This window comes from Sporosarcina koreensis (assembly GCF_042655825.1).
Lineage (GTDB): Bacteria > Bacillota > Bacilli > Bacillales_A > Planococcaceae > Sporosarcina > Sporosarcina koreensis.
The window spans coordinates 132197-154235 of sequence record NZ_JBHSNP010000029.1 but is presented as its reverse complement, the minus strand read 5'-3'; the positions used below and the strand labels follow the sequence as shown (position 1 = coordinate 154235).

Annotated in this window: 16 protein-coding genes; 12 read left to right on the top strand and 4 right to left on the bottom strand. The window is 47.6% G+C overall.

Annotated features, from left to right (window positions below):
- The first annotated feature begins 209 nt into the window (after nt 1-209).
- The 3 genes from ACFPTP_RS16510 (at nt 210) to ACFPTP_RS16500 (ending at nt 3811) form a co-directional block, all read left to right on the top strand.
- Nucleotides 210-518 (top strand): YhdT family protein, encoded by a 309-nt coding sequence (locus tag ACFPTP_RS16510; protein WP_381447074.1) that lies wholly within the window; start codon nt 210-212, stop codon nt 516-518.
- Entirely contained in the window at nt 515-1957 is a 1443-nt protein-coding gene (gene panF / locus ACFPTP_RS16505) for a sodium/pantothenate symporter (protein ID WP_381447071.1), read from the top strand. The genes ACFPTP_RS16510 and panF overlap by 4 nt, the downstream gene beginning before the upstream one ends.
- An 897-nt stretch (nt 1958-2854) precedes the next feature.
- Nucleotides 2855-3811: a DMT family transporter gene (locus ACFPTP_RS16500; RefSeq protein WP_381447068.1), complete on the top strand. Its 957-nt coding sequence runs from the start codon at nt 2855-2857 to the stop codon at nt 3809-3811.
- Nucleotides 3812-4181: 370 nt separating this feature from the next.
- Here ACFPTP_RS16500 and ACFPTP_RS16495 read toward each other — a convergent pair whose 3' ends face one another.
- Nucleotides 4182-4454 carry a hypothetical protein gene (locus ACFPTP_RS16495; protein ID WP_381447066.1) on the bottom strand — a complete coding sequence of 91 codons (273 nt, stop codon included), beginning with the start codon at nt 4452-4454 and terminating at the stop codon, nt 4182-4184.
- A gap of 49 nt (nt 4455-4503) precedes the next feature.
- Here ACFPTP_RS16495 and ACFPTP_RS16490 point away from each other — a divergent pair, with 49 nt between their 5' ends.
- The 8 genes from ACFPTP_RS16490 to ACFPTP_RS16455 all read left to right on the top strand — a co-directional run bounded on the left by ACFPTP_RS16490 (nt 4504) and on the right by ACFPTP_RS16455 (nt 16052).
- Nucleotides 4504-5151 carry a hypothetical protein gene (locus tag ACFPTP_RS16490; RefSeq protein WP_381447064.1) on the top strand — a complete coding sequence of 216 codons (648 nt, stop codon included), beginning with the start codon at nt 4504-4506 and terminating at the stop codon, nt 5149-5151.
- A 559-nt stretch (nt 5152-5710) separates the two neighbouring features.
- A complete protein-coding gene (locus ACFPTP_RS16485) occupies nt 5711-5866 on the top strand; it encodes a hypothetical protein (protein WP_381447062.1) in 156 nt (51 codons plus the stop codon).
- 205 nt (nt 5867-6071) lie between these two features.
- Nucleotides 6072-6515 (top strand): DinB family protein, encoded by a 444-nt coding sequence (locus ACFPTP_RS16480; RefSeq protein WP_381447745.1) that lies wholly within the window; start codon nt 6072-6074, stop codon nt 6513-6515.
- Between the two features lie 429 nt (nt 6516-6944).
- A complete protein-coding gene (locus ACFPTP_RS16475) occupies nt 6945-9179 on the top strand; it encodes a 5'-nucleotidase C-terminal domain-containing protein (protein ID WP_381447060.1) in 2235 nt (744 codons plus the stop codon).
- 244 nt (nt 9180-9423) lie between these two features.
- Nucleotides 9424-10914 (top strand): N-acetylmuramoyl-L-alanine amidase, encoded by a 1491-nt coding sequence (locus ACFPTP_RS16470; RefSeq protein WP_381447058.1) that lies wholly within the window; start codon nt 9424-9426, stop codon nt 10912-10914.
- A gap of 89 nt (nt 10915-11003) precedes the next feature.
- Nucleotides 11004-12893: a S8 family peptidase gene (locus tag ACFPTP_RS16465; protein ID WP_381447056.1), complete on the top strand. Its 1890-nt coding sequence runs from the start codon at nt 11004-11006 to the stop codon at nt 12891-12893.
- 20 nt (nt 12894-12913) lie between these two features.
- A complete protein-coding gene (locus tag ACFPTP_RS16460; protein WP_381447054.1) occupies nt 12914-13936 on the top strand; it encodes a C40 family peptidase in 1023 nt (340 codons plus the stop codon).
- Nucleotides 13937-14006: 70 nt separating this feature from the next.
- On the top strand, nt 14007-16052 hold the full coding sequence (locus tag ACFPTP_RS16455) for an S-layer homology domain-containing protein (RefSeq protein WP_381447052.1): 2046 nt from the start codon (nt 14007-14009) through the stop codon (nt 16050-16052).
- A 931-nt stretch (nt 16053-16983) separates the two neighbouring features.
- Here the strand turns inward: ACFPTP_RS16455 and murJ are convergent.
- The 3 genes from murJ to csaB form a co-directional block, all read right to left on the bottom strand.
- Nucleotides 16984-18495, bottom strand: a complete 1512-nt coding sequence (murJ, locus tag ACFPTP_RS16450) for a murein biosynthesis integral membrane protein MurJ (RefSeq protein WP_381447050.1) — start codon at nt 18493-18495, stop codon at nt 16984-16986.
- 268 nt (nt 18496-18763) lie between these two features.
- Nucleotides 18764-19942, bottom strand: coding sequence for a glycosyltransferase family 4 protein (locus tag ACFPTP_RS16445; RefSeq protein ID WP_381447047.1), 1179 nt, complete (start codon nt 19940-19942; stop codon nt 18764-18766).
- Between the two features lies 1 nt (nt 19943).
- Entirely contained in the window at nt 19944-21065 is a 1122-nt protein-coding gene (gene csaB / locus ACFPTP_RS16440; RefSeq protein WP_381447045.1) for a polysaccharide pyruvyl transferase CsaB, read from the bottom strand.
- Between the two features lie 246 nt (nt 21066-21311).
- On the opposite strand from csaB, the gene ACFPTP_RS16435 reads away from it, so the two are divergent.
- Complete coding sequence (locus ACFPTP_RS16435; RefSeq protein WP_381447043.1) at nt 21312-22031, top strand: WecB/TagA/CpsF family glycosyltransferase; 720 nt, start codon at nt 21312-21314, stop codon at nt 22029-22031.
- Nucleotides 22032-22039: the final 8 nt, after the last annotated feature.

The following is a 22039-nucleotide window of genomic DNA, read 5'->3' as shown; positions in this document are numbered from 1 at the left end:
ACGCCCCCAGAAGTCCATAGACTCCCACAATCCCGCATAACTCCGCCGAATCACGCATAACTCCCATTTTCCACGCATAAATCGCAAAACTCACGCATAACCGCCCCCCGCGGCCTCCCAATATCTATCAATCTCCAATTACCCCTCCCAAAAACAAGGAAATCCTGTATAATCAACCTCAAGAACACTTAACGAAAGGAGCACCGGAAATGTCCTCCAAAAAACAAGAAACGTACAAGCCCGACCCGCGCTTCAAAATCGCGCACAAAGAAGCACTCATCGGCATCGCACTCGCAATCTTCAACTTCATCTGGTGGTACGGCTTCGCCTACGGACTCGGCTCCCGTCCTCCCGAAGAATATACATACATCCTCGGCCTGCCCGACTGGTTCTTCTACAGCTGCGTCGTCGGCTTTATTCTAATGTGCGTCATCGTCATCATCATCACCAAATTTGTCTTAAAAGAGGTCCCGCTCGACGCGGAATACACAACAGAGGAGGAATCCCAGAAGCCATGAACATCCAAGTCATCATCCCGCTCGTCATCTTCCTCGTCGCGATCTTCGCGGTCGGCTACATCGCGTCAAAACAGATGAGCTCAACCGGCGGATTCCTCCAAGAATACTTCCTCGGAGGGCGCGAACTCGGCGGCTTCGTTCTCGCCATGACAATGGTCGCCACATACGGCAGCGCATCGAGCTTCCTCGGGGGACCCGGAACCGCCTACACAGTCGGTTTCGGCTGGATCCTGCTCGCCATGACCCAAGTCGTCACCGGCTATTTCGTCCTGCTAATCCTCGGGAAGAAATTCGCCATCCTCGGCCGCAAATACAACGCCGTCACAATGATCGACTTCCTGAAAGCGCGCTACAACAGCCCGGCTGTCGCGATTCTATCAGCCATCGCCATCATCATTTTCCTATTCTCCGCCATGACTGCGCAATGGGTAGGCGGGGGACGGCTCATCGAATCGCTCACCGGCCTGCAGTACACGTCGGCGCTCTTCATCTTCGCGATTTCCGTCCTCGTCTATGTGACGATCGGCGGATTTCGCGCCGTCGCACTGACCGACGCCGTCCAAGGAGCCATCATGGTCATCGGGACGCTCATCCTGCTCATCGGGGTCATCATCGCGGGCGGGGGAGTTCCGGCAATCATGCAGGATTTACTAAATGAAAACCCGAGACTTGTCACGCCATTCGGGGCAGACGGGACCCACACCGCCGCATACGTATCCTCCTTTTGGATACTCGTCGGCGTCGGCGTCGTCGGCCTCCCGCAAATGGCCGTCCGCGCCATGAGCTACAAAAGCTCCCGCGCCATGCACCGGGCACTCGTCATCGGCACGATTGTCACAGGATTCATCATGCTCAACATGCACCTGATCGGCGTCTTCGCGCGCCCCGTCATGCCGGGCATCGACGTAGGGGATAAGGTCATTCCGTTAATCGCGCTCGAAGTATTGCCCCCGTGGCTAGCGGGCATCGTCCTCGCGGCACCGATGGCGGCCATCATGTCGACCGTCGACTCGCTGTTGCTGCTCGTCAGCTCAGCGATCGTCAAAGACGTCTACCTGAACTTCATCAAACCGGAAGCAAGCGAAAAACGCGTCAAACAACTGAGCTTCGGCGTCACCGGCATCCTGGGAATCATAGTCTTCCTTCTCGCCATCCAGCCGCCCGACCTGCTCATCTTCCTGAACCTGTTCGCGTTCGGAGGACTCGAAGCCGCCTTCATCTGGCCAGTCGTCCTCGGACTCTACTGGAAATACGGCAACAAATACGGAGCCATACTCAGCATGATCACCGGCATCGCCAGCTACATCGCGATCCACTTCTACAACGCGGCATACGGCAATCTACTCGGCGTCCACACAGTCACGATCCCCGTCGTCCTGTCCCTGCTCGCCTACATCATCGGCTCCCTCGCCATCCAGCGAAAAGCCTTCAGATTCTGAATGAAAAGCGGACTCCCCACAACAGAGAGTCCGCTTTTCCCATTCGGTGCAACGCAATCAAACTGTCGTGCAACACAATCAAATCCAATCGCAACGAAATCAAACGGGCGCAATACAATCAAATCACCACGCAACGAAACAAACTCCAGTCAATACACAACCAACCTCACTCATAACACAACCAACGATCCCCCCATCGAAACCAAACCCTCAATTTGTCAAAAGCATTCAGCGCGAATAGGGGAGGACTTGGACTTCAAAAGATTCCCGCGATATCAAAATAGTGAAATTTCCTTATAGTAATGTTACAATAAACGTATACTAAAAAAGACTGAGCGCTGTGAACGCCCAGTCAATTCGATAATTGCAGCTGACATCCGCAGAATAGCGGTTGACCAGGTGCGAAAGTGAAGAAGTAACCACCTTGCTTACTTGTCGGTTAGCGGAGGGCGGTTACTTTCTTTTGGTGAACAATGCAATCAACGCAATCACAGCCGTAGCCCAGAGTGCGTGCAATATACCTAACTGCACAAGTATATTCATTGTTTCGTAAGTCACCATATATGATCACCCCCCTTCGCAAGGGAGTGCCAACCGTCCATCCGCTAAATGTCGCTGCATTTTCTATTCTATCATTCTACCCTAATAAAAGCGAACCTACATTCCGTAATATTCAGCAAATAAATCATCCTCGGTAGCTTCACAAGCAAATCTTCGAGCAACACAATCAAATTCAATCGCAACGAAATCAAATGAGTGCAACACAATGAAATCACCCCGCAACGAAACAAATCCCAGTCGCTACACAAGTAATGGCAAACGCAATGCAACAATGCAACCTGGCAACACAATCACTCTAAGCAATTCACACATAACCGCCCGCAATCCCCGCGCAATATGCTAAACTATACTCCTACCATCACTAGAAAGAAGGCACCCGTCATGTGGAAAATCTACTCACTACTTACCATCGTCATGCTCCTCTGGGGGCTCAACCTGCCCATGCTCAAATACCTCCTTACCTACATGAACCCCGTCACCATGACAGCACTCCGCGTCCTCTCAGCGGGAATCGCCGTCTTCATCATACTCGGAGCCCTTAAACTCGTCCGACTCCCAACAAAAAAGGAATGGACATACATCATCGGCGGAGCCGCACTCAACGTTGTCCTCCACCACTATTTCCTCAACATGGGCCTCTTCCGCACAACCGGCACCAATGCAAGCCTCATCCTCGGAACCGGCCCAGTACTAACAGCAATATGCACAGCGCTCATCCTGCGCAACTACCCGACCAAAATCCAATGGATCGGCGCACTCATAGGCTTTATCGGAATCGGATCCGTCGTCCTCGCAGCCGGCGAAAAACTAACCGGCCTGCAACTCGGAGACGCATTCATCTTCTTCGCCATCCTTGCACAAGTCCTTTCGTTTTTAGTAATCGCTAAGTCGGCAAGGACGCTCGACCCAAGGCTGCTCACCGCGTACATGCTCACGACCGGGAGCCTCATCCTGTTCGTCATCAGCCTCATCCAAGAACCCGGCGAACTGATAAAATTCACAACCGTCCCGCCAAGCTTCTGGACTGTATTCGCAGCTAGCGCCCTCCTAAGCACGGCCGTCGGACACATGCTCTACAACCATTCGATTGGACAAGTCGGCCCTTCCAAAGCAGCCATTTTCATGAACCTGAACACATTATTCTCCCTGGCAGGCTCCGCCATCTTCCTCGGCGAAATCATCACAAGCCGCCACCTATTCGGCTTTATCTTAATCATTATCGGCGTCATCCTCGGTTCCGGTGCTGCCGAAGATTTATGGAAGAAACGAAAAATCAAGGCCGAGCCGTCCTGAGGACGGCTCGGCTGACCCTATGGAATTCAATCGCAAGGCAATTAAATTGTCGCAGTACAATGAACATCGGTCGCAACACAATCAAATCATGGTCTAACGCAAGCAAACTCTACCGCAAGACAATCAAACTGGCGCAACACAATGAATCCTGATCGCAACACAACAATTCCCGCACATAACGAAACCAACTCAACGAGCAACACAACCAACTTAAATCGCAACGAAATCAAGCCCCATCATTAGTTTGTCAAAATCATTCAGCGCGAACGCATAACCGGACCATCCAACAAGTCACCCGCGTACAAACATTCCCGACAACCTCTTGCAACGATCAAACATAAATGCTAACCTGTCCATGAACAAAGAATATTCAATTTAAGGAGCGTGGACACCGATACGTGAAAAACGCAACGAGCCCGAAGAACTTACCCAACTCGAACGGCTGCTCACAAGACTGCCATCCAATCATTCGCAGCGCGAAACGATCAGCAAAAAGTACAATCAAGTAAAAGCCGGCTACATCGGTGAACTGTATGTAGACCGAGTACTCAACGAAATCGCCTTTCCCCAGGGCGCGGCAATTCTGAAAGACATCGCATTGGAAATTAACCCCGATTTCCAAATCCAGATCGACCTTGATCATTACCCCTCACTTCATTTTTCTCCTAGAAATAAAAAATTACACAGGCACTGTGCACTTTGACGAGAAATCCGGCAAAACGATCAAAATCGCACCGAACGGAACCGTGGAAAAATACGACTGCGTCATTCACCAAGTAGACCGAGCGACAACCGGTCTAACCGAATGGCTGAAGCAACGTAACATCAACATTCCGATCGAGCCCGTCCTCGTCATGGCGAACAATAAAACCGAAATTCCCGAACTCCCTAATTCCGTTACACTAAAATATGCAAAGCAACTGCCGCGCTACATCAGGAATTTCCTTTCGGATGAACCGTTGATGACGGCAAACCAGATCAGCCGAATCGCTAGAACCGTCAAAGAAAATCGCAGGAAATGGTTGCATGAAATTCCTTGCAAACGGTATAACATCCACCCGAACGACTTGATAAGGGGAGTGCTCTGCCAAACATGCAACGAACCAGCAAGCCGAGTCCGCGGTCATTCTTGGTACTGCAAGTCTTGCAAGAAGAACTCAAAAGACGCACTGCAGCAAGCCATAGAAGACTGGTTTCTACTCGTCAGCCCCACTCTCACGAATAGGCAGATCCGCATCTTCCTGGAACTCAAATCCAGCTCAGCTGCAAGCGTCATCCTACGCCGCACGAATCTGCGAAGGCACGGAGCCACCCGCAACATAACGTATACGAAATCTTGAAGCCGTCTAAGAGGATGGCTTCTTTTTTTCACTGGACCATTCCATATCAACCCAATCAAGCGAAACTGATTGATTGAGTTGCGCGGCTGCATTGTTGTGTTGCGGCTTTCAATTCGTGTGTTGTTAGGATGGTTGGTTGCGTTACGGGATTAGTTTGTTGTGATGCGACGATTTGGTTGCGTTGCTGACCTAGATGGTTGTGTTGCCAAGAAGCATGATTTCGTTGCGGCAATGAAAAATTGTGTTGCTGAATCCATGGACGTGGGTAGCAAACTTGTGAGCTGCCTTCCCGGGTCGCGCGGACTGGTTTTAACAAATTAGGATTTTGGTTTTGATGCGGGAAAGAATGATTGTTTTATAGACTAGTTTAGTTGCGTTGTCAAACCTTCGATTCCCGAATTCACAATAGAGATGAATCATCTATTCTTCCCATTCTTTTAAAAATGATTAGAGCTGTTTCCATAAGAAAAAGTAATGGGAAAAATTCACTTGATTATTTCAAAAAGTAACACACAAGCTAAAACTGAAATAAATACAGTCAACAGAAAGGGGGAGTGAAATGAAAAACAACATTCAGGTTTTACCTATCGTTGCTGCCATTGGAATTGGGGCTGCAGCCTATAGTCTGATGACCGGGCGTGGCGGCCAATTGCAAAATATGATCCCGCAGTTATCGAACATGAGTAATCAAGGCAATGCAAACCAGCAAAAATAATCTACAGCCGGAACAAATATCCTAGATACTGACAGTTAGCTATTCGTAGCTAGCTGTCTTTTGCATGTAACAGTGACTAGGGAAGAAAAAACAATCCCTCATCCCTTCAATATAAGAAGGTGTTATGTACATGTTTGTCGAATCACTTTCATTAACATATTGAAGGAGGTAGTTGAGATTGAATCGAGTTGAATTGCTCTCATACATGCTGGATACAACCTTTGACAAGGAGAGTTGGTATGCGCCGCTCAAAGATGCAATAGAAGGACTCACCGCAGAACAGGCGAACTGGAAACCGACAGGAGAGGCGACCAAAACAATTTGGGAGAATTTGAATCATCTTATCTATTATAAAGAAAAACATGTAGCGATTATGGAAGGCCGTGAATGGACACAGCATCTCGACGGTAATGAAACCTTCTATCTTACTGATCAATCAAATGATGACCAGGAATGGAAGAAAGTCATTGAACGTGCCGAAAAGGTTCAAGACAGTTTAAGACAGGTGCTGAATAAAACAGCCGTTGAAGATCTTGACCAAGATTATCTTGAATTGAAGCTAGTAAACATCATGCTTCACGATGCCTATCATACAGGCCAAATTATTCAGATCAGAAAAATGCAAGGTTCCTGGCCTTCACACCGTTGAACGTTTAACCCGAGCCGTCCGAAAGACGGCTCATCCAATTTACTCCTCCATGAAAACCTGTCAAAAACGCATATCTGCCTCCAAAAGTCCATAAGCCCTTCCAAACACGCATAAATACTATCAATCACGCATAACCCACGATAATCGCTCATAAACCCACCCAGAAACGCATAATCTCCCAAACTCACGCATAACGCCTTCAACTCAACCCCTTACTTTGTCAAAAGCATTCAGCGCGAATAGGGGAGGAGAAGGCCCAAAAAACTCCCGCGATTATAAAAAACTGAACTCCAATCCGCAACGCAACCGCCTCCAATAGAGAAGAAGCCGAAAGTCCCGGATTAATCTGTCTTTTACATATAGTGTAATATATAAATGAATGGTAAAATAGATATGAATCTTGAAAACTTTGAAAGAGGGGGAAATGTTTTGCGCAAATCAATTCAAAGCAAGAAGTATCTAGCAACATCGATCATTGCGGCGGCAGTTGTGACTGCGGTGGCTGTTCCATCGGCTTCAGCGGCCACAGCTACATTTAAGGATCTATCAAAAAGTTATCAAAATGCGGTAGATTTCCTGTACACACATGGCATATCGAGAGGATACACACCTGAGCAATTCGGCACTACTGATTCCGTCAAACGTGCAGATGCAGCAGTCCTGATTGCAACAGCACTCGGTTTCGATCCAAACAAAACATATAAAGATGCTGGCTTCAAAGATGTGCCGGCACGCGCCAAATGGGCTGTCAACGCACTCGTCGAAGCGAAAATCATCGATGGCTTGAATGCTGATGAATTTGGCTCGGACGAGTTATTGACGCGCAACCAAATGGCAAAAGTACTTGCAAATGCTGCGAATCTTTCAATCGACGATAAGGTTAAAACAACGAAATTCAAAGACGTCAACTCCAATTTCTCAAAATACGTCGAAGCACTTGTGAAAGCTGGCATTACACAAGGGAAGACAGATACGAACTTTGGTGCATATGACCACGTCACTCGCGGCGAAATTGCCCTATTCCTATTCCGCTCCCAAGAAAACCTAGGTTTCATCGACTTGATGGTCATGCATATGAACGACCACCATGGTTATTTGGATCCGTTCCCTTACGTGGCGACAGTTGTCAATGAATTGAGAAGCCAACATAAGAACAATCTTCTTCTTCATGCTGGGGATGCTTTCTCGGGCGATCTTTACTTCAACGCGTTCCACGGTGCTGCAGACGTAGCGATGATGAACCAACTTGGCTTCGATGCGATGACATTCGGAAACCATGAGTTCGATTTGGGCGCCTCGAAAGATGGACATCTGAAGCTTACGGAATTCATCAAGTCTGCAAAATTCCCGTTCGTCTCAGCAAACGTGGACTTCTCGAAGGACAAGCTGTTCGACGGGCTGCAAACAAGAAAAGTCGTAGACAACTATAAAGATGGCCAAATCTATAACGGAATTGTCATCGATGTAAACGGTCAAAAAGTCGGCGTGTTCGGTTTGACGACCGAAGAAACTAAAACCATTGCAGATACCGGCGAAGTGAAATTCGAAAACTATATCGACCGCGCGAAAGCTGCAGTTAAGGCATTCGAAGACCAAGGCGTCAACAAGATCATCGCCTTGACTCACCTCGGCTTTGACGATTCACTCGTTTGGGACAATGACCAGGAGCTTGCGAAACAAGTTGAAGGCATCGATATCATCGTCGGCGGCCATACACACTCTTCGCTAGGCGATCCTGTAGTTGTAAATACAGGGAAGGCTCCGACAATCATCGTTCAGGCGCATGAATACGGCAAAGCACTCGGAACATTGGACGTCAAGTTCAATTCCAAAGGCGAAATCTATTCACATGCTGGAAAGTTGATCATAACTGACCCGACTTCGAAAGACTTCGCAATCGTTGCGGACAAGGAAGCGGCAAAAGTATTGGCGCCGTTCACGGACAAAGTGAATGAATTGAAAGCAAGCTCTATCGGTGTCAGTGCAAAAGCTCTTCTTGATGGAAAACGGGATAGCGATAATACAGGAGTTTCAAGCGTCCGCCATAATGAAACGAACCTTGGGAACCTGATGACTGACGCAATGCTTTGGAAAGCGAAGTCCATCAACGACAAGACATCAATCGCTATCCAAAATGGCGGCGGTATCCGTACATCGATTGACGAAGGCGACATTACAACAGGAGAAGTACTGAAAGTTATGCCATTCGGTAACGCATTGGCAATTGTAGAGCTATCAGGTGCGGATCTTCTGAAAACACTCGAGCATAGCGTAGGAGCAGATGTGATTGCAAACGGAAAAGGTTTGAAGGAAAACGGTGCATTCCTGCATGTTTCGGGCATGAAATTCACATATGACAGCTCGAAAGCAAAAGGGGAGCGCGTCCAATCCGCACAAGTTCTTGAAGGCGACAAATACGTGGATCTTGATAAAACAAAAACCTACTTCGTCGCAACAAACACGTTCACTGCTAAAGGCGGCGACGGATTCGAACAACTTGGCAATGCATACAAAGCCGGCAAAGTATCCGAGCCAGGTTTCGTAGACTATGAAAACTTTATAGAGTACGTAAAAACCCTCGGAACTGAGATCAATCCAACTGTTGAAGGTCGTATCATCGACGTCTCACTAGCAACACAGCAAAACGGCTTCAAAAAAAATTAAGATAATAAAAAAAGCAAACCCTACTCCGATTCGACTGGAGTAGGGCTTTTTTGATAAGTATCTGCCATTCTTTTATCCTAACCGCCTAAATGCGACCAATTACATCTAAATCCATACCCGTTCGCCACCCCTTTTAGACACAAAATCCCAATAAATTTGAAATTAGTCCGAATGAAACATATTATTATGTAATTTCATATGGTAGACTAAGAGAAACATTTTCCACGAAGGAGTACAGTATTAGATGAAAAAAAGTGTTTTATTTTTGTTGTCGTTTCTCATGATTTTTTCATTTGACCTATTCACACCTAAATCTGCCTCGGCTGCTTCCGGTTTTGTGGACATCCCTGCTACACATAGAGCATATAAAGAGATTAGCTATCTTCAGCAAGGTAATATTACAACATCCGACATTGTTGGTAAATTCGACCCCGATGCACCTATGACACGGGCTCACGCCGCGGCAATGATCGGAAAAGCGATTCAATTGAAAGGTGTTCCTGTTAATACTAGATTTCCGGATGTTCCAACCGGTCATTTTGCGTCAGGATACATAGAAGACTCTGTGAACCGCGGCATTATTTTCGGATACAAACAGACAGATGGAACGTATTTGTACAAGCCTGAAAATCAATTGAAACGCGGAGAGATGGCTTTGCTGATCAGCAGGGCATTCGGCTACAAATCCGATACGACAAATGCAGCGGCACAAGAATTCATGGCGAAAGGTATTTCTGAAGGGGTAGGCAAAGGAAACTTCGGGACCGAGCAGCTTATGAAACGCGGCGATTTTGCTGTATTCCTAGCCCGCGCCGTCAATGCGGAATTCCGTACGAAAAACGAAGGCATGACATCCACATCGCTGTATGTAAATGTTGATGAGGACACGACGCTCAATATGCGGACAGGCCCATCGGTGGATTACCCTGTAACAAAGAATTTATTCAGTGGCTATCCGGTTGACGTTACGTACACTGTCGGAAACTGGGCCTATGCGAAAGTGGGGAACGGCTATGGGTTCATCCATAGCGAATATTTATCCACCGACCAGCCTTCCATCAGTAATATCAAAGATCCGATTGATGTCATTACCGAAATCATCGGCAAAAAAGCACTCGGCCAACTGACAGTCGTCATCGATCCGGGCCACGGCGGGAAAGATCCTGGAGCTGTCGGCAATAAAATGTCTGAAAAAGAGGTCGTCCTTGATATTTCCAAACGCGCCAAAAAGTATTTCCAAGGCACGCCGATCAACGTGAAACTGACACGGGAGACAGACGTTTTCATTGAACTTGCAGATCGCGTCAAATTTGCGAAGCAGAACAATGCGGACCTATTCATCAGTGTCCATGCCAATGCTTTTAACGGAAAGGCATCCGGCATTGAGACTTACTATTATAGCGCGGCCCGCAATACGAATGTACAAGAATCCAAAGCACTTTCAACATATATCCAAAAGCGTATGCTCGAAGCGTGGAACCTTCCGGATCGAAGCGTACAAAGCAAATCGCTTCATGTTATCCGTGAAAATTCGATGCCTGCTACATTGATCGAAGTCGGCTTCATCGATAATGCAAAGGATGCGCAATACATCGCTTCCCCGGCACACCGCGAAACGATGGCGAAAGCGGTGTTCCTAGGCACTCTCGATTACTTATATCACTTTGAGGGTCGTTCAGAGGTAATGCCTCTCTATACGAAATACAACGCGACCCCATCAAAAAAATATCATTAATAAGTAAATGAACAGCCCTACTGGAATCTTGTTTTCTAGAGGGCTTCTTTTATAGTTAAATAGTCAGTTTGAAAAGGACGGTGAAGGCATTGAAAAAGTTTTTGGCAACCATTGCGGTCTTATTCACGCTTATTTTTACAATGCAAATTCAGGCAATGGCGCAAGAATCGAAGGAAATATATCTGATCAGTGGTGGAAACCAGACGGAACTAATTGATTATATGGATCATAGAGGAATGCACATCGAAAAAAAGTATCCTTCATTCGATATTGTATCCGTATCATTGACAGCTGCAGAGCTTGAAGAGCTGAAAAATGAATTTCAAGGCATCGTTATCCAACATAACCGGACATATGAGAAGAATGCTGAAAAAGACCTTGCCTCCAGTGCATTGATCAACACGACAAGGGCCAGTACTGCCCCTTATACAGGCAGGGGCGTAAAAGTCGCTGTCCTGGATTCCGGAATTGATATCAATCATCGGGACCTCCAAGTCAAAGGAGGCTATTGCCCCTTGAAGATGGAATGTGCTATTGGCGTCCCATATGACGATGACAATGGCCATGGAACCCATGTCGCAGGCATTATCGCAGCGCTTGCCAATCAGACGGGCATTGTCGGCATCGCGCCGTCTGTCGACCTATACAGTATAAAAGCCTTGAACAGTTTCGGAGTCGGCTCGACATATAGCTTGATTGACGGTATCGATTGGGCTATCAAGCAAAAAATTGATATTTTGAACCTAAGCATTACAACTGAAAAAGATGATCCCGCACTTGAGAAGGCGTTGCAGAACGCCTATACACGAGGCATGCTCATTGTAGGATCGGGAGGCAACAACGGCGACCAGGCCGATAGCACAGTCATGTATCCCGCTAAGTATGATTCTGTCATCGCAGTAGCGGCGGTTAGATCCGACTTGACGAAATTGCGGAAGAGCGCTGCCGGGCCTGAAATTGAAATTGCAGCACCAGGCGAATTTATTTTTAGCACATACCCGATGAAATGGGATTTCGAAGACGAAAAAGCGGATGGTTATATGCGTCTATCCGGCACGTCCATGGCAACAGCCCATGTAACCGGTATTTTGGCGCTTTATAAAGAACGGTTCCCTGAAATGAAAAATAGCGAGTTGCGCCAGATTCTGGCGAGAACCGCCAAAGATCTCGGAACGACAGGGAGAGACGATGTTTTTGGCCATGGCCTTGTCCAATATAGGCAATCCTTTGAAAATACGATTGACTTTATAGAGCAAGTGGAACCCGGTAAATTGACACTCCAGTACAGCGGGGACAAGGAAGTGGAGATTAAGGGAGGCAATGTTCTTCATCACACAGGTGGAAAGTGGGAAATCTATGGGGTTGCAGGCAACCTCGAAGTATTGGCAACAACAAAAAACGGACAAAGCACACCTTGGATGGAAAAGAAGATTTTCCAGTTGCAATCACCTGAATTCACGGACGTGAACAACAGTCAGCGATTTGCGGGTTCAATCGGCTTCCTGACGATTAACGGACAATTAAAAGGGTTTCCAGACGGCACGATCCGACCGTACGAAAACATTACAAGAGCAGAGGCCGCGGCTATTATCGGAAGGGCGTTGGATTATCCGGAAAGAGCTTCGGCGGTTGCTTTCAAGGATGTTTCACCAACATCTTTTGCAGGAGGCTACATACAAGCATTAAAGGAGGCCGGAGTTATATCCGGATTCAAAGATGGGACGTTTAAACCCAATCAAAAGGTGACACGTGGAGAAATGGCGATCCTTATATCAAAAGCATTTAAGCTGAAATCGGATGGAGTCAATAGATTCACAGACAGTCACCCTTCGACGGCTTCCTACAATGCAATCAATGCACTCGTCTCCGCCAAAATCACAAACGGCTACACAGATGGCACCTTCAAGCCGAACGACCAAATGAGCCGGGCCGATTTTGCAGTATTCCTGGCAAGGGTTCAAGAAGATGCGTTCAAGTAAGGATATCGGGGGAATCAAAAATGAAAGTTAAAAAGATAATGCTGTTGCTGTTAGTCATGGCAATTGTGTTTCCTAGTATGCATGCGAAAGCATCTACTACTAGTTTGACAGAGTTTGCGAAAAGGTATGAAGGGACTTCTTACAAATTTGGCGGAAATACGCCTGAAGAGGGATTTGACTGTTCTGGTTTCATCGTTTATGTATTTAACCAGTTCAACATTCCACTGCCGCGGACATCGGAAGGGCAGTTCAATTACGGTGTTCCGGTAGATGTTTCCGACCTGCAGCCAGGCGACCTGCTATTTTTCAGGGACACGTACAAACCGGGAATCTCTCATGCAGGCATCTATCTCGGAGATAATACGTTCATTTCAGCTGAAAATGAAACACGGGGCGTCGCCAAAGCGAAGCTGTTCTCACATCCATACTGGGAGCCGCGCTTTGTAGGGGCAAAGCGTTTATTTCCAACGAATACTGCACCCGTCAAGCCGTCGATCCCGACAAACACATTTGTTGACGTCAACGCTGACCATCTGGCATACAACGCAATTTTGACGTTAAGCGGTAACGGTGTTATCAATGGTTTTCCGGGCAATCAATTCAAGCCCGAAGAAACGATCACCCGCGGACAGGCGGCTGCCATGCTGAATCGCGTGTTGAAGCTGACACCTAAGAGTGAAGTGAACTTCAGTGATATCGATAAAAAGCATCAATTTGCTGTCCATATTGCCGCGATGAATGAAGCAGGCATCTTAAAAGGTTATGAGGATGGCAGTTTCGGCTTGAATGACAAACTGACCAGAACCCAGCTTGCCGTCATCGTCGACCGTGCCTTCGATCTACAAAAGAAGGCGGACGACCAAGTGCACATCTCCTCCCTCTACGTTGACATGCCGTCGACCTATTGGGCCATCAATTCAATCAACGCTTTGAAACAGCTGGACAAGACAGGCGTCTTTCAAACATCCTCTTACGGATTCACTAAGATCGTGACAAGAGCTGAATTTGCAGCAGCTGTCTATAGCGCCACCGATATGAAGTAAGGACAACATCTATTTAATAATTGTTTCATAGACCGATAGAAAGAAGGAGAAAGTTTTTAGGGGGAAGAAAATGAAACGCAAACTAGCAGCGATGATTGTCATCCTTATGCTAATGATGCAATTGGCACCGTCAATTTCACATGCTGATGAATTGACAGGTTTGACATTGGAAAATGAAGTTCGTGAAATGGTCGCGATGGGGATCATTAAAGGATATACAGACGGCAAAATATACCCGAAAGCGGACGTGAGCCGTGGAGATTTCGCGGCATTCTTGGCGCGAACAATGAAGCTCTCTGCTGAAGTGCCGGAATTCACTGATGTGAATCCATCATCTGCTATTGCAGGTGAAATTGGGGCCATACAAAAGAGCGGAATTATGAAAGGCACGTTGGATGGTAAATTCATGCCTCTGAAATTAATGACAAGGGAAGAAATGGCCGTAACTGCAGCTCGCGCCATCAACTACTTAGGCATCAATGTCAATGCGAACGAAATCGTGCTGACAGATGAATCCCTATTCGCATCAGCGGAAGGGGTCATGGCGGCGAAAACGGTATTCGCGGCAGGCATCATGAACGGGACAAAAGTCGATGCGACACGCACTGTCATTACATTCGACCCGGCAGGACTGTCAAAGCGGGACCAAGTGGCAGCTGTACTTAGCCGATTCCTCGCATTCCGTGCAAAACACGAAATTCCTGAATTGGAACCTGAACAACCTTCAAAACCTGAACCACCAGCTCCACCGGTAGCTGATCCAGTAAAATTCCAACTTGCTATCGTCGAAAACAAGGCGATGAAGCTGTTGGACAAGAAATATGATACGTACGCGGCAGCGGTCCAGGCACTGAATGCCAGTCCGATAGCTGAAGGCATCTACAAAGGCAAAGAATTGCTTCGCATTAAAAGCGGCATGGCCTTTGCCAAAGGTCCTCTAGGCAACAACACGATCATCTATTCAAGTCCGTCCTTCGGGACACAGCTGACGTACATCGAGGCCGGCCGTGAAATGGGCGTTCTGGAATACGCGGAAAACTACGTCAAAGTGCAAGTGGGGGACACAGTCGGCTACGTAAAACAGAACCAAATCGATTTCATGCCTGTTTCCATTTCCCAATCAAAAGATTACTATATCGGAAACAACAGCAATGAACTCCTCCACTATACGTACAATTATTTAACACATGCCTATGGTGCTTACAGCATCGGTCCCGTTCCTTCATTCATGAAGATCGGGACAAGATACTACTCAAGAGATGGCGTTCATTATTTAGACGGTGCCGGGAAAGTGGCGGGTACACATTATCCGTATTTCCAGTTCCAGTCAATCCGCTCGAAAACAGAGTATACTGCAGAAGAAATCGATGCATTCATTATTCAGATCCTTGCGGAAAAGGAAAACACCGGCCTGTCTAAATACGCAGCAGCCAGCGTGAAATCGAAACTTCGCGGCCTAGGTTCCTATATAAAAGAAATGGAAGCGCAACATCGAGTAAACGGGCTCTTCATCCTCTCGACAGCCATGCATGAAAGTGATTTCGGCATGAGCCGCAATGCGCTCGAAAAGAACAATCTATTCGGCATCAGAGTATTTGACAGTACACCGGAGGCCGGGGAAAGATACGCCACCCCGCAACGCAGCATCGAAGCATTCGTATTGGAATACGCCAATAAAAACTACGGCATTCCAGGAGCAGCTTATGCGAATGGCGCTGCGCCTGGCAATAAAACCGTAGGCTTCAACGTCCGGTACGCATCCGATCCGACATGGGGAGCAAAGATCTCAGGCCATATGTGGAGAACGGACAAAGCGATGGGCGGCAAGGATCTGTACAAATACCGCCTGGCCATGACGAACATCAAATCATCATTGAACATCAGAACGGCACCGGTCGTCTCGTCGGATACATTGCTATTCTCATTCAGCGAACGCGACCTTGGGCGGAGCGGCGAAAGCGGCTATCCAGTCGCCATCGTCGAACAGCAAAAAGGTGCAGACGGCTACATCTGGTACAAAATCTTCGCAGACTCCGTCATCAAAGACGCCAACGGAGAGCACATCGAATTCGGATGGGTCCGCGGAGACTTCCTGACAGAATTGAATACAAGATAATGAAAAAAAGTAGAGGGCTCCCTCTACTTTTTTTATGGTGATAAATCCGCAACACAATCAACCTCGGTTGCAACGCAATCAATCGGAGCCGCAACGCAATCAAACCAGCGCATCACAATCAATCAGCTTCGCAACGCAATCAAACTCAATCGCAACGCAACCAATCAAAGTCGCAACACAACCAATCAGCTGCGCAACGCAACCAACCCCCTAATTTGTCAAAAGCATTTAGCGTGATCCGAAGAGTAGAGAAAACATCAAGCTGCCCACGACCAACTTGATTCGTAACACAATGAACCCCTATCGCAACGCAATCAATCGGAGCCGCAACGCAATCAAACCCGCGCATAACAATCAATCAGCTTCGCAACGCAATCAAACTCAATTGCAACGCAACCAATCAGAGTCGCAACACAACCAATCCGCTGCGCAACGCAACCAAACCCCTAATTTGTCAAAAGCATTCAGCGCGATCCGAAGAGTAGAGGAAACATCAAGCTGCCCACGCCCAACTCGATTCGCAACACAATGAACCCCTATCGCAACGCAATCAATAAAATTCGCAACACAATCAAACCAGCGCATCACAATCAATCAGCTTCGCAACGCAATCAAACTCAATCGCAACGTAACCAATCAAAGTCTCTACACAACCAATCCGCTGCGCAACGCAACCAAACCAAACCAAACCAAACCAAACCAAACCAAACCCCTAATTTGTCAAAAGCATTTGGCGCGATCCGAAGAGTAGAGGAAACATCAAGCTGCCCACGACCAACTTGATTCGCAACACAATGAACACCTATCGCAACGCAATCAATAAAAGTCGCAACACAACGAACCCTGCCCGCATCACAACCAATCCTAGCCGCAACGCAACCAGTCACACTCGCATCACAACGAGTTCATCCCGCAACACACCAGAATCAAATTACCCACGCCTCAACAATCCAACAAACCGATTAAACCCTTCCCGGTACATGACCCGGATCATCGCTGCGTAAACAACAACCCCGATCGGCACTAGAACGGCCAATTGATACAGTGAATACCAATCTTCGGCATGCAACAGAACCTTCGCGCCCCATACAGCTAGCCCCATCACAATTGCCGGTCCTACAACCCGCGAACTCATCCGTGCAACCCGTTTCAACTCAACGGCCCCTAAATCCTTATAAACAACGGCCATCGAAACCGCAAAATAATAGACGCTGACAACGGAAGCTGATATCGCAAGTGCCGGATAACCATACTTATCAACCAACAACCAGTTCAATATGAAATTCACCGCAATCGTCGTCACACTGATCCGGAATACAACTGCGGTCTTGCCCCTCGAATACATCGACTTCGACAAAATCAGCTGCATCCCCTGGAATACAATAATCGGCAAATACAGCAGCAAGGTTACATACGTATTCGAAGTATCCACCGCTGTAAATTTCCCACGTTCATAGATGAAAGAAACGACTGCATCCCCAACAACCAGCAAGCCGACCGCAATCGGCAGTAGCGTGACCAAAGAGATCTCCATCCCGCGGAAAACAGTATCCTTGAATTTATCCAATTGCTCCGTCTGCTCGCTCATCAGCGTGAAAATGATGGCGGCAAGCGTTGTCGCATAAATTGCATTCGGAATGCTGATGATCAGCGATGAGTTGTTCAAATAAGTAACGGCCGCTTCCTCCGTCCCCGAAGCGAAATACCGGTTCACGAACAAGTTCACCTGGCCAACTACGGAATTCAACAGCGAGGGAATGATCAGCACTAAAAACGCCTTCGCAAACGTCTTCTCCATATTGAAAACAGGCTGCCATTTATAATCGGAGCGGGCGAGCGCAACGACCTGCACAATAACGCCCATCACCGTCCCGGCAATAAACCCATATACCAGCGAATAAATGCCCCACAAATCACTGAAGAGAATCGCAAAAACAGCCGCCATCAACGTCGCAAGCAACTTTGCCATCTGGGATGGGACAAAAATTCGTCGCGACTGCAAATACGAATCAAGCAATCCACTTAGTGCAATCATCGTCATGAAAGCGAAAAACAACCGTGTCATCTGGACGGCAAGCAACTTCGTTTCGAGAGCCGCCTTTTGATAGATGAACGGCACGAACCAATCTGCAAAAAACCACCCGATCAAGCTCACGAATACAAATAAGAGAACCGTCCAATTCAAAAGCGCATTTGCATTCCGGTCACTATGCTCCGGATTGCCATTGCGGCTCTTCACATACATCGGCAAAAACACATTATTAAAGCCCGTCGAGATCATCGCCACGACAAGCGTAATAAACCCGAACGCCAAAAAATACGCATCCGTCTCCGCCGAAGCACCAAACTGATTCGCAACAATCGACTCCCGAATGAATCCAGACACCTTCAAAATGAGAGCGAGCAGCGTCGTCCACAAAGCCGCCTTCTTCAAATTGCTCATAACGTCATCCACCTAACTTATACCTGCGCCCATCAAGACGTAGTCAGTAAATGCAAATAAAATCGTTGACTAACATATAAAACGCTCCTAATAAGCATAAAGCTTCTCAAAAACGCATAAAACGCTCCAAATACGCATAAAGCTTCCCAAAAACGCATAAAACCATTCCAGACACGCATAAATCCTCTCAAACACGCATAAAGCACTCCGTCGTAAAGGTAATCCATAAAAAGAAAGCCCCCAGCCAGGGCAGGGAGCAATCATTCAATCAATTCTTCTTCAAAGCCTTCAAATAAATCGCCTCATACTTCTCTGCAGCAGCAAAGTGTGAATACTCACGGATAATCTTCTCGCGCGCAGCCTTCGCAAGCCGGTCCCCCTCTTCGGGATCCGCCAGCAGCCGGATCATTCCCTTGCTCAAATCCTCCACATTCTGCTCCTCAACAAGCAATCCATCCACGCCATCCTCGATGATCTCCTTCAACCCGCCGACCGCGCATGCAATCAACGGAGCTCCCGAGCCCATCGCCTCAAGAGCGGAAATCGACGTCGCTTCCTCGACGCCCGCTGAATAGATGGAAGGGACAAGGGCGACATTCGCCAATGCATAATACTCCACAATCACCGAATGGTCGACAGCTCCGACCATCGTCACGCGATCCGAAACACCGAGCTCTTTAGCCTTTTCCTTCATCTCATCCATCATCTCGCCAGTCCCCGCAAAAACGACACGGGCTTTCGGGAATTTCTCCAACACCGCGGGCAATGAAAGGATCGGGTAAATGACGCCGTTCTTCTTCGTCAGTCTGCGAGGTACGAAGAAGATCAGATCGTCCTTCTCAAAACCGTGTTTTTCACGGAACTCGTCCCGACGCTCAACCTCAGGCTTGAACGACTCGACATCGATGAAGTTCTTGATCATATTGCCGACGACGCCGGTCTCTTTTTCAATATAATCCTTAATCCGCGTATCCACCGTAATGACTTCACGCGTCGACTTATAAGATCTGCGCTCCGCTTCCATCAGCTCATCCGCTTCAGCGGAGTTTTCCATGACAGTCCCTTTTGAAATCCCCTCGAACGTCAAATAGCCATGGACCGTACTGACGACAGGGACATCCGATTCAAGCGCGGCAAGCGTTGTATAAGCATCCTGCGCATTGATGATGTCATATCCGCCGCCTGCAACCTTCTCCTTGATCAACGACTCAAGCTCGTCCTTCCGACGCTTCAACGTCCAGACATAGCCCGAACCTTTCTTCATCTTATTCAAAACGAAAGCCGGTCCGCGGACAACACCATCCCGCTTCCATTTCGGCACATCGGAGAATGATACGATATCCACGGAATGTCCCCGTGATTCAAGACCTGCCTTCAAAGTGGTCAAATGGACTGACAAACCTCCCAAATGGGGATAATCATATGCAGTAGCCAAAAGTATTTTCAATTCAACGTCCTCCATCCAAAAATTGTTCCCGTAATAAGTCGACATTGCGAATCGCTTCCCGTCGCAACTCATCAACATTCGGTGCAATCATCTCTTTCGTCTCTGCACCGTGGTCAAGCACGTAAAGCGCATTTTCAAGCAGCGCTTCCTTCGTGAAATCCCCCAATGGGAAAGAGCGGTCCCACATGCCGGAGCGCTTCAGAAAGCTTTCCACTTTCCGATCATAGCTCAACCCGATATGCGGCACATTCGAAAGCGCTGCAAAGATCAACGCATGTAAACGCAAAGCAATTGTCAGTTCAGTCCTTGAGATGAAATTATAAAATTCATTCGGTGTGAATGAATCACCTAACAGCCGGGTTTTACCAGCATTCTTCATCTTCGCCATCACCTTTTTCGACACATTCGTATCATAAGGCGGTTCCATCGGGACGAAAACAGGCATGACGCCTCTTTGTTCTATCAATTCGTCCAACACCCAAGCAAGCTTCTCGATATATTCATCCTCATGTTCAAACCAAGGACGGGGAGCGACCGCGACAAGGCGTTCATCACCTTTCAAGCCAAGCGAGGCATAGGCGACATGATCCACCGTCGGCTTGAAAGCGAACACGATATCAGCAGTAACGACCGTCTTAGGCTTCGTGACCTTCAAACTCTCAAGATACTCTTTCGAATACTCGTCCCGTACCGTGACGAAATCAGCCTTATTGGCGAGCGCACGCATAAGGAACTTGCCCCAGCGGCTCGTCACAGGACCGATTCCTTGAGAAAAGAACATGACTTTTGTTCCGCATAGCTTCGCCAATAAAACAATCAGTAAGTAATAAGGGAGCGGGCCGAATAAAAACTTCGTCGGGTATGTATCCTGAAGTAAGCCGCCGCCCCCGGAAATCAACAGATCCGCATTACGGAGCGCCTTCACCTTTTCCTTATTCCCATGTCGCCATCCCCTGTAGACCGACTTCACGCCATGCTCCTTCGCTGTCTTATCGGGAGATAGCGAAAACACGGTTATATCCGGATTGTCCAGCTCTGCACGCAAATTATCGACAATGGCCTTCAAAATGGCCTCGTCACCCGTATTGCCAAGGCCGTAAAATCCTGAAATCACTATTTTCAATGGATATCCTCCTCAAAACAAAAGCTTCCACGCATCCGTGAAAGCACAGTTATAGATAAATTAAAGTCGACTTTTTAAATAGAACGAAATAATGAATGGAAATGTTCCGATTCCGCTCCAAGTGGATGGTTTCCACTTATATCGTTAATTCTAATTCATTCTATCATCGTTCCCAATGGCTATGCAACCGCTTTGGGTTTCTGCTATACTTATACAATTGAAAGCGAACGAATCGAGGGTCATGCAATGAAAGAAACGTACCTTGGCGTCCATGTGTCGCCTCTTACATATGAAGGAATCATAACGGAAATAAAAAACCGGATGGCAGCCGGTCAACAATCCACCATCATCGCCGTCAACCCGGAAAAAGTGATGACAGCGCAAAACAATCCGGAAGTGAAGAATCTGATTAACGGATCGACGTTTCAAATTCCGGACGGCGTAGGCATACTACTGGCATCCAAGATGAAAAAAGGGAAGATCCATTCCCGCGTCACGGGCGTCGATATGATGGCGAGGCTGCTGAAATTCGCCGAAGACGAACAACATCCCATCTATTTATATGGCGCAAAAAAGGAAGTCGTAGAAAAAGCGGCCGATAACATAAAACAACAACACCCCGGTATCGAGATTGCAGGGATGACGGACGGATATGAACAGGATGAAGAAGCGCTAATAAACCGAATTAACGAAAGTGGCGCTGAAATCATCTTCGTCGCCCTCGGAAGCCCGAAGCAGGAACTTTGGATTAGACGAAACATGGACAAGCTGAAGAACGTCTTAGTATTTCAAGGGGTCGGCGGCAGCTTCGACGTCTTCTCGGGAACCGTCAAGCGGGCACCAGCTCTTTTCCGGAATACAGGAACCGAGTGGCTTTACAGGCTGGCGAGCGATCCGAAACGGATCAAGCGCCAAATGAACCTTCCCCTCTTCCTGATGAACATCCTCTTTAATAGAAGAAACTAAAAAAGTTA